The organism is Segatella buccae ATCC 33574 (genome assembly GCF_000184945.1).
Classification (GTDB): Bacteria; Bacteroidota; Bacteroidia; order Bacteroidales; family Bacteroidaceae; genus Prevotella; species Prevotella buccae.
Genome location: NZ_GL586311.1, coordinates 2343743 through 2354188 on the forward strand (window position 1 = coordinate 2343743; position 10446 = coordinate 2354188).

A 10446-nucleotide genomic window follows, 5' to 3' on the forward strand; every position below is an offset into this window, starting at 1 on the left:
ACTATCTCTTCACTTTCTTCATCATATATTCTACTTCTACAATGGCTGTCATAGCCGAATGATAGGTGCGATTCATATTACCCACAGAATCGCCGGGGGCGTAACGCTCAAATTCGCACTCATCAATGGCCTCTACAAACTTACCTATCGTAGGCTCATCCACTCCACAGGCCGCCAACTGCTCCTGAATATTCTCACGAGACAGCTGCTCTACTGGGATATTCATCTTGTCTCCCACATACCCCCAAAGGGCACGTAACACTTCATCATAGAATTTGTCCTGACGACTTTCCATCATGAGTTTGTAAGCCATACGCAGTCGTTTGGCCGCCACTTTGCTTGCTTTCTTACCACGCATCTTGACAAGATCCGCATTCTCCAAAGCCCGTTTACGGAAAACCACAAGCAGAACGACGAATGCCAAAAAAGGAACCAAAAGGCTCACAAAGAATCCCCAAGTGCCATAAAAGAAGTCATCAATTTCGTGAAGTTTCACTTTTCCGGTTTTGATAGGCCGTATATCTTGATCCTTTGCCGTAGCAGAGAAGTCGGCCGACGCACCTTTTTTCCCGTCACCCGGCAACACCGCTAATTTGAAGGCTTGGGTTTTAATCGTTTTATAGGCATTGGCGGTCACATCATAATAGGTCATCTCTACCGGCGGAATGGTGTACTGTCCCTGATTGCGGGGCACAACAAGGAAGTCATATATCATATTTCCTTCCACTCCATTCACCGTCAGCTTGGTCTTGTCTGTTATTTTAGCATCATATTTATCAAAGTCTTTAGGAAAATTGACAACCGGCTGCTTGAGCAACTTTAAATTACCGATTCCACTCACCACCACTCGCAGCGTAATGGGATCACCAGCCTTCACCTCTTTCTTATTGAGTTGGGAGGAGATGTTAAAACGCCCTACCCCTCCGGAGAAGCCTTCCGGTCGTTTGGGAAGCGGAGCCACCTCTATAGTTAGACTGGGGGCTTCGATGCTACGCTTTACTTCCACATAGTCAGCCCCTCCATTAAACATGGCCTCAAAAGGATCTATATTGCGACGCTGACGTACCATTCCTGTGAAAGTCAGTGCAGGGATCTTCAGTTTGCCGGTCATTTGCGGGTACATGACAAACTGGCTCCACGTAAAACAGTTGTATGCTTTTCCATTCACCACTTCTCTATGAGCTGTGCGAGGAAGAGGGAGTTTCACTTCTTGAGAATGGAAACCATTCAATTCCGGCATGTGGTAATCGAGATTGGTCAGATTCACCAACGTATATACCTTATAGGTCAGGAGTATGGGTTCCTGCTCATGCACTTTATGCTTACTGGCTGTCACACGAATAAACAAATCACTCCCTGATATACGCGACCCGGCCATGCGAACTTGCTGTTGCTCATCGTCGTAATCATTATGCATGCGGGGAGCACCGTTTCCCGTATTCTGGGCCGTACCCGACACTCTGATTTGCGCTGAAGCCGATGCAATCTTCTTCCCACCAATGGTAGCGTGGGCAGGAGGAATTGTATAAGTTCCATTTTTCTCCGCATACAACGTATAAGTGAAAGTGACCGATGAAGACGAACTTGTGTGGCCGTTGATCATTTGGAAACTCGATTGGCGCGACTCGTATGGTCCGGCTATCACTTCCAGTCCTCCAGGAATCTTGCCTGCACGAAATTCATCCACATCCTGCGTGTTCACCGTATAAGCTATGCGGAAATTCTCTCCAGCCGACACATGTGACGGGGCATGAACCTGAATTTGTTGAGCGCTTACCTGCTGCACAACCGCTATCAAGCCTATCAATATGAGGTGAATATATCTATTTGTCAATTTCATTGGTTCAACAGTTATTGCTTACCAGTTTTTATCCAACGACCTGCGACGCGGTTGGCGCATATTCTTCTCCAACTTCTGCTTTGTAGCCTTTTCCTGTTGGATGGCTGCGTTAAGCATCTGTTCGATATTGTCTTTGCTCATCTGTTGATCGTCAAATTTCGGCTGTTGCTTGTCCTTGTCTTTATTCTGTTTCTGCTTGTCTTTAGAAGCATCCTGCTTCTTGTCCTGCTTCTTATTCTGCTTATCGTTTTTCTTTTTATCATCTTTATTCTTATTCTGCTTCTGAGGTGGTTGATTTTTCAACAGACGCTTGCACAAAGCCAGATTGTAGCGAGTCTCATTGTCATCGGGATTACAGCGCAAGGCCTCCTTATAGGCTTCAACGGCCTCGGCATATTGCCTGTGGTTTTGGAAGATGCACCCAATATTGTGATAACTGCGTGTCCTACGCAGTTTGTTGGGTTCCAATCTTCCTGCCATGCGGTAGGCATTCACCGCCAAAGAGTCTTTTTGCTGCATCATCAGTGCACAGCCGAGATTATACATGGCCTGCGGGTTCTGTCCGTTCCGGGCCAGTGCCTTACGGTAGAGTGTCTCCGCCTGAGCCCATTTTTCAGTTCTGAAAAGACGGTTGCCTTCACGGATGAGCGAGCGGTCGGTTTGCGCTTCCATCTGCATGGAAACCAACAGCATCGCTACACCCATTATAATATATAAGAAGTTTCTCTTCATCTCTGTCTCCTCCTAAACAGCTTTATATTCTTCAGCAGAGGATTCTTTGCCTCCAAGATACATACCTCCACCACCAGCAATAAGATGACAAGAATACCGAAAGCCTGAAACTGCTCATCATAGGCATTGTAAATGACGGCTTCCGAGTCACCACGTTGCAATCGGGCCAAATCATTGTTCAGTTCTGTCTGGGCATCACCGGTGTTATCCACATGGATATACTTTCCGCTACCGGCTTGAGCCACCTCACGACACATTTGCTCGTTCAAGGCGGTCATCACCGTTTGGCCCGAACGATCTTTCATATAACCACCATCTCCTGTAGGAATGGGAGCGCCCTTGGTGTCACCCACACCGAGGATAAACACATTGACTCCCTTTTTACGAGCCTCTGCAGCTGCTTCCACAGCTCCACCTTCATGGTCTTCACCATCAGTAATCACGATAATGGCGCGCCCTATCTTGTCAGCTTGCGTAAAACTATGGAGTCCCAAATTGATGGCCTGAGCAATGTCGGTACCCTGTGTCTGGATGAGTGAAGGATCAATATTTTGCAAAAACATTTTTGCCGATACATAGTCGGATGTGATAGGCAACTGCACATAGGCATCTCCGGCAAAGACTATCAAACCTATTTTGTCATTGGTAAAGCGGTCCACCAGACTCTCTACCAGCAACTTGCTTTTATCCAACCGTGATGGGGCCACGTCTTGGGCCAGCATCGAATTGGATATATCCAAACAGATGATAGCCTCTATGCCATTACGCTTGTCACGTTGGACTTCCGCCCCAACCTGTGGACGAGCCACCATCACCACAAGTAAGGCCCAAGCAACCAAAAGTAGCCAAAACTTCACTGTGGGTCTGAACTTGGACACATTGGGCATCAACTGTCTCACAAGTTCAGGATCACCGAACTTGCGCAGCTTGCTTCTGCGCCTTCTCCAACCTGCCAGCCGGATGAGCAACAGCACGGGGATGATGAGCAGAGCCCAGAGATATATAGGATCTTCGAATCTGAACATTTTATGGGATACGTCTAAAAACTGTTAACCTCAACAAAATCTCCAATAAGAGTATCAATACTGCAGCGATGGCAAACGGTTGATAGACCTCATACCACTTGGCATAGCGCGTGACGCTCATTTTCGTCTTTTCCAACTGATCTATGTCATGATAGATTTGTTTAAGTTGCGCCGTGTTGTTGGCACTATAAAAGTTACCCTCTGTGACTGCAGCAATTTCGCGCAACGTCTTGGTGTCTATATCGGCCGGGCGGCTGATATACTGCACTCTCCCACCCACTTCTATCGGATAAGGAGCTACCTTGCTCGTCCCCACAGCGATGGTATAGACCCTAATGCCAAGGCTCTTGGCCATTTGGGCGGCAGTGAGCGGAGAAATGTCACCGGCATTGTTGGCACCATCGGTGAGAAGTATCACCACCCTACTCTTGGTTTTCGAGTCTTTCAGCCTGCTCACAGCATTGGCCAATCCCATTCCTATTGCCGTTCCGTCATTGATAAGTCCGCGGGTCGCCATATCGGTCCGCACATCCTGCAAAAGTGTGAGCAGACTGGCATGATCGGTGGTCATCGGGCATTGGGTGAAAGCCTCACCGGCAAAGATGGTAAGGCCGATATTATCATTAGGGCGACCCGAAATAAACTCTGCAGCAACATCCTTGGCCGCTTCTATACGGTTGGGCTTGAGATCTTCGGCGAGCATACTGGCCGACACGTCCATGGCCAGCATGATGTCAATACCCTCAACCGTCTTGTTGTCCCATGCGTTGTGGGTTTGCGGACGGGCCAAAGCTACTACAATAAGCGTGAAGGCCACGCACCGCATCACCATGGGAAGATGAATCAGGCGTACCCGCCAACTGACAGAGGTGTATCTGTAAGCCTGCGTATCGCTCATGCGCAGCGTGGGCTCGCTTTTCTTCCTGTACAGAAAGTACCATATTATATAGGGTACAAGCAACAGGAGCAGTAGAAAATATCCTTTACTTACAAATTCCATTTGTTTCTTAACATTTCGAGTGGCAGGGCTTTTACTCTTTTCCCGCCTTCACTTGCACTTACTACATCAGCAAATCAGACAAGGCAAGGCACATATAAATGAACAGGGCGACAGCTGCCACAATCACTACCCCCAGCATGATTCCGGCCAACAGCCGGTTTTGCCGGCTACGACGGTCTTTTTCTGTGAGTATAGGTGCAATGCGCTCCTCGGTGGGCAGTTCGTCGGTCTTGGTCTGGTCGATGAAATGAATGGCATTTACGAGATTGGCATCATTCTCATTGATGAGCGTCTCATACTTGGCAAACTTCACCAAATCGGCCGTTTGGAACAACTCTCGCAACTCTTCTATCATCTCCCGGTTTCCGGTCGCCTGCAAGCGTTCAATAATCTCGCCGCTGGTCATTTCCATTGCGCTGAATCCAAACCTGCTTGAAATGTATTCACGGATGGCATCGGTGAGTTTTGTATAATAGACCTTTTGGGCCTCCCGGTTTTCTGTATGTTCGTGCTTGATTTCTTCTATTTGGGCCAAGGCTTTTTGATGAACCGGCACCCGCTTCACTACGCGTATGGTTGCCACGATAGGCTTATTTTGCCTCCACCGGTAAAAAACATAGGCGGCAAATGCTGACAGCACAACCAAAAGGACACCCAACCAGAACAGCAGACTCCATTCCGACCAGCGGAAGGGATTGTCCTGCACATCCTTTGGCGGGAAGAATTGATTGGGATGAAGCGTGTCGACTTCCACGGTCTGCACTTTCAGAGCCAACTGGTTGCCTCGATAGTTACGACCGTCCACCTTCACGTTGAGGGCCGGAATGGGATAGAGCTTTTCATCAAACGATGTGAGTGTATAATCACGGCCTATCTGCACCATCCCATTGCCAAGATTCAAGGTGTCGTGGTCGTGCTGCCCAAGCACCTCCACTCCCGGGGTGATATGTTGTCCGGGCTTGAAGTGCGGCAGCGTGGCACGCTGCCCATTCTTCATCGTCACTTGCAGATGCAACAGGGTCTGTTCACCGATGAGCATCTCTATAGAGTCTATCCGTTGCTCAACCTGCACTTGTGCGGAGACCACGCTCCATTCTGCTGCTCCACTGACGAACGAGAGAAGCAGTGCCGGCAGCACCAACCGTATGATATTTTTCAATTCTTTCAACATCATGACTTGGAATTAGAGCATTATCCTCTCCTTTTAAACAGCATCAGCAAAGCGCGGGAAAAATCTTCGTTGGTAGCAATAGACGTCCAATCTACGTTGCTTTTCGAAAACACATCGCGCAACCGGTCTTGTCTTTGCAGCCACAAGCGCGTGTGTGCCTGCCGCATCTTACCGGAGCTCGTATCGATAATCATTTCGTGACCGGTCTCTGCATCCAGCACTTTGACCAGTCCGATGTCGGGCAATGTTCTGGCACGCGGGTCATACACTTGAATGCCCACCATATCATGCTTCTGGTTGGCAATGCGCAACGACTGACAAAAGTTCTGTCTGTCATAGAAGTCACTCAGCACAAATGCCGTGCAGCGGCGCTTCATCACCCGAGTGAGATATTCCACGGCAGCACCAATGTCGGTTTTCTTACTTTGTGCTTCAAAATCGAGCATTTCACGAATGATGTAGAGAATATGGCGACGCCCTTTCTTGGGCGGTATATACTTTTCAATGCGGTCGGAAAAGAATATCACACCTATCTTGTCATTGTTCTGTATGGCACTGAAAGCAAGTGTGGCAGCTATCTCGGTGACCATGTCACGCTTAGTCTGACGGACGGTTCCGAAATCGAGCGAACCGCTCACATCCACAAGCAGCATCACCGTGAGTTCACGCTCTTCTTCAAACACTTTGACATAAGGGCGGTGGAAGCGGGCCGTCACATTCCAGTCAATATCGCGCACATCATCACCAAACTGATATTCCCGCACTTCGGCGAAGGCCATGCCTCGTCCCTTAAAGGCAGAATGATATTGTCCGGCAAAGATGTTCTGACTAAGCCCGCGGGTCTTAATCTCGATTTTCCTGACTTTCTTTAATATATCTGACGTTTCCATTGACTCTGTTTCGCTTTATCCCTCACCTCATTCATCGGCCTTTCCGGCCTCAAGTCGTACAACGCTTAGGGCACTTCTGTCTTGTTGATGACTTTTGAAACGATTTCTTCGCTTGTCACATTGCCGGCTTCGGCCTCATAACTGAGTCCCACGCGATGGCGCAACACATCATGGGCCACAGCTCTAACGTCTTCAGGCACCACGTAGCCGCGATGCTTGATAAAGGCATAGGCCCGGGCAGCTTTGGCCAAAGAGATGCTCGCACGCGGAGAACCGCCGAAAGTGATGAGATCTTTCAGTTCGCCAAGTCCGTAACGCTCGGGATAGCGAGTGGCAAAAACGATGTCTGCAATATATTGTTCTATCTTTTCGTCGATGTACACTTCATTTACCACGGCTCGTGCACGGAGTATTTCATCGGCCGTTGTGACGGGACTCACCGTAGGCAGCCCACCCACGATATTCTCCCGTATGATGAGTTTCTCCTCCTCCAATGTAGGATAATCGATGATGACTTTAAGCATGAAACGGTCTACCTGCGCTTCGGGCAACTGATACGTGCCCTCCTGTTCTATCGGGTTTTGCGTGGCCATCACAAGGAACGGATCGGGCATCTTGAACGTACGTTCGCCGATGGTCACCTGATGCTCCTGCATGGCTTCGAGCAAAGCACTCTGCACTTTGGCCGGAGCGCGGTTGATTTCATCGGCCAGCACAAAGTTTGCAAACACGGGCCCTTTCTTCACATGGAAGCTTTCATCCTTCTGTGAGTATATCATCGTTCCCACAACGTCGGCCGGCAAGAGGTCGGGCGTAAACTGTATGCGGCTGTAATCGGCATCGATGAGTTGGGCAAGGGTCTTGATGGCAAGGGTCTTGGCCAGTCCGGGCACACCTTCAAGCAGGATATGACCATCACTCAACAATCCGATAAGGAGCGAATCCACCAAATGCTTCTGCCCCACAATCACGCGGTTCATCCCCGTCACAAGGTTGGTTACAAACCGGCTTTGTTGCTCAATCCGTACATTCAGTTCACGAATATCAATAGCTTCTGCCATAGTAATTATTTTTTCTACGTTAATTCATAATTCAGCGCAAAAATACTGAATTATCGTGGGGCGGTCGAATTATAGAGCATAAATTATATTAAAAAGTCTGACAACCCTGATAATTTAAGAAACTTTTAAGGAAAAGCCACAGGTTTATAAAATGAAGTAAACAGCACACCGCCATCTCGCGAGAATGCTTGTTTTACTCGTTGGTAGAATTAATTTTATTGCTGTCTGGTAAAACTTTTTTCTCCCAATCTGTGTAAGAGAAATCGTCTTTAATATTGCATTTTTTGACATTAGACTTAACATTTAAGTCGTTATCTAATAAAAATAAGCGTTTTTATAATGCTTACTATTTGTAACCGAAAGACAAGCCCCCATAGAGTAAAAGTACCTGTAATGCCTTTAGACTAGAGGATTGCAGACTTTCAGTTTGTTTTTACCGGACAGCAATAATTTGATAATCATCGCTTGCTAATTTTGTAACTTGTTGATGTCCAAATATGAAGGTACCAAAATCTGCGAGATCACCAACTTTTTGACAACTAACTTATCCCGAATCTAGGCTAATGACATATTGCGTCAATGACCGTCTCCACATAGCTCGGCCCATCTACAATTAACATTGCGTCAAGGAAATCCTCACAGGCATATTCCTTGAGTTTTTTTGTACTTTCTCTAATATAAAATAACATTTAAAACGGCAACAGGTGTGCGGACATGGAATATCCCAGTCCGCACACCTGGCTATTTGTATAGGATTAAAAAACTATTGAGAAGTCCACAGCTTATATCCATTTTCTCGGTCGCTAATATTGCTTAAACCAGCCTCCTTGTCATTGAAAAACAGGTTGTAAGCTTTATCAAAATACGGTTCCGGAGTTTTTGTCCAATAGAATCCATATTCACGGAAATTCTTGAGTTTTCCGCTTGCATAGTTCCCCATAGCAGGTAGGAAGAAATAGTCGCGGTAGTTATCAGGCTTTCCCTTCAAAACACGTTTGTTGCTAGGTGGAGTTTCAAAAGTCTTTTTAGTAGTACGATCTGTGTTATCAAAAGAGTAATTCGTAAGATAAACAGGGTCTTTCCCATTTTCTGAAGCAATTACACTTTTTTTCTTAAACCACATTCCTCCTGTGTACAAATGTTTCCAGACGGTCCAAAGCGTTGTATTGTCCCAGTGTGGATCACCTTTCATGCAGTACCATGTAAGTTCATTGGCATTCGGACAGTCCTTGGCACTGTTGCTGGCAGCTGTCGGGAATTTGATTCCATTAAACCAGCGTTCGACATCTGTTTCGGTAGGATAATTACTACCCTTTGGCTGGTCGTCCTTGTGATTATACCAATAATCCTTCTTGGCATCCCATGTGTAGTAATCGTCTTCGTAAGCCCTCATGGTCAGTGTGGCAGGCATGTCATAGTAACCATTTGCCGTGTACTCGAATGACTTGAACTTTTTTGTTATGACACCCGAAACCTTTGTTTCTGTATCCGTTATATAATATTTTATAGTGAACTCATACTTACCCGGCATGATAACCATAAACATCCGCCCAGCAGCACAACTTTTGCCATCTTCACTATTCTGCATAGGGAGACCATCTGTACCATTGAGTTTGGGCGTAAGCGTTATGATTTTACTGGAGCCCGTACCATTGAGTTTGCCATCTTCGCCAAGCGTATAGTCACCGGCAATATTCTTGTCGGCCGTCACTTCTATCTTTGTTATATAAGTGCTTGTAAGGGGATGGTCATAAGTAGGCTTGAAACAAAGATATGCAGCCGAGTGATTAAGCGTGAACTTATATTGCCCGTTTTGGAGGGTTGCTATTCCCGTTCCGCAATCTCCCACCGTACCGAAATGAAGCGTGTTATCAGGCCCATTCTGAATCTGAGAGGAGGCTATCGTTACCTTGTTGTCGGTACCGTTCTTCCCGGGATAGTACACAGTGTAACTGCTCCGGGTGTATTTACCGGGCATCATGAACTTGAAGTTTGGCACCTTAGTACCTGATACAGAGTTGCTGCTGTGCTGGAAAGTGTTGTCATCGTCTTTTACATAGATCTTGTCGCCATCTTCCCAGTAAAAGTCGCTGGTGTCATAGTTTAGCGATGTGCGTGTTCTTTCATTTCCGGCGATGAAACTTATCTGTTTTGTTTCATTTTTGTCAGTAGTCGGTTTTGTACCATTCTCCGTTGTTATATCATTATTCGAACAACTGGTGGCTACTGCCAGGAGAACTGCCGCAGCCCAGTGATATGATAACTTGATATTCATTGTGATAATTTTAATTGTCATTTTACCTTAGTCTTCCCAATCAAGTGCCTCATCTTCGTCATCACGGAAGAAGAAAGAGCTCTTGGCTCCTTCACTTGACTCTTCTGAAGGTCCAGATTTATGGTTTCCCTTATGGTGGTCTCCCGGGTAGGATTTTTCTAACAGCATACTGTCCATAAAGACATGTATAGTTTCAATCTTCGGCTTCATATAAGCCGCCAAAATGTTCTGTTCTTTAGTCATTTGTTGTAATATTATTTATAAATAGTGTACCTATAGAACTTTTAAATTGTGAAAGAGTATGCTTGTTGGCATTTTCTGATTACTCTCTGACAAATATTTTAGAATGCAATGTGCAAGGTCTTCTACCCGTACATTTTATATCGTATATTTACCTTTATTTACCTTGGATAGGATTTATTTTTGCTGCAAAGGTACATAATTCCACTATC

General features: G+C 46.4%; 9 protein-coding genes. All 9 read right to left on the minus strand.

The window, feature by feature from the left end; all coding sequences use genetic code 11:
• Position 1 precedes the first annotated feature (1 nt).
• Positions 2-1840, minus strand: a complete 1839-nt coding sequence (locus HMPREF6485_RS09205) for a BatD family protein (RefSeq protein WP_004346142.1) — start codon at positions 1838-1840, stop codon at positions 2-4.
• Positions 1841-1858: 18 nt separating this feature from the next.
• Entirely contained in the window at positions 1859-2572 is a 714-nt protein-coding gene (locus HMPREF6485_RS09210; RefSeq protein WP_004346143.1) for a tetratricopeptide repeat protein, read from the minus strand.
• A complete protein-coding gene (locus HMPREF6485_RS09215; RefSeq protein WP_004346144.1) occupies positions 2569-3597 on the minus strand; it encodes a VWA domain-containing protein in 1029 nt (342 codons plus the stop codon). Before HMPREF6485_RS09215 ends, HMPREF6485_RS09210 begins: the two co-directional genes overlap by 4 nt.
• A gap of 1 nt (position 3598) precedes the next feature.
• The gene (locus HMPREF6485_RS09220; RefSeq protein WP_004341852.1) at positions 3599-4597 is read right to left on the minus strand and encodes a vWA domain-containing protein; all 999 of its coding nucleotides are present in this window, start codon (positions 4595-4597) and stop codon (positions 3599-3601) included.
• Between the two features lie 61 nt (positions 4598-4658).
• On the minus strand, positions 4659-5771 hold the full coding sequence (locus tag HMPREF6485_RS09225; protein ID WP_004346145.1) for a hypothetical protein: 1113 nt from the start codon (positions 5769-5771) through the stop codon (positions 4659-4661).
• 17 nt (positions 5772-5788) lie between these two features.
• The gene (locus HMPREF6485_RS09230) at positions 5789-6658 is read right to left on the minus strand and encodes a DUF58 domain-containing protein (protein WP_004346146.1); all 870 of its coding nucleotides are present in this window, start codon (positions 6656-6658) and stop codon (positions 5789-5791) included.
• Between the two features lie 65 nt (positions 6659-6723).
• Positions 6724-7719 carry an AAA family ATPase gene (locus tag HMPREF6485_RS09235; protein ID WP_004341849.1) on the minus strand — a complete coding sequence of 332 codons (996 nt, stop codon included), beginning with the start codon at positions 7717-7719 and terminating at the stop codon, positions 6724-6726.
• A 763-nt stretch (positions 7720-8482) separates the two neighbouring features.
• Positions 8483-9994: a hypothetical protein gene (locus tag HMPREF6485_RS09240; RefSeq protein WP_044126376.1), complete on the minus strand. Its 1512-nt coding sequence runs from the start codon at positions 9992-9994 to the stop codon at positions 8483-8485.
• 27 nt (positions 9995-10021) lie between these two features.
• A complete protein-coding gene (locus tag HMPREF6485_RS09245) occupies positions 10022-10237 on the minus strand; it encodes a hypothetical protein (RefSeq protein WP_004346149.1) in 216 nt (71 codons plus the stop codon).
• Positions 10238-10446: the final 209 nt, after the last annotated feature.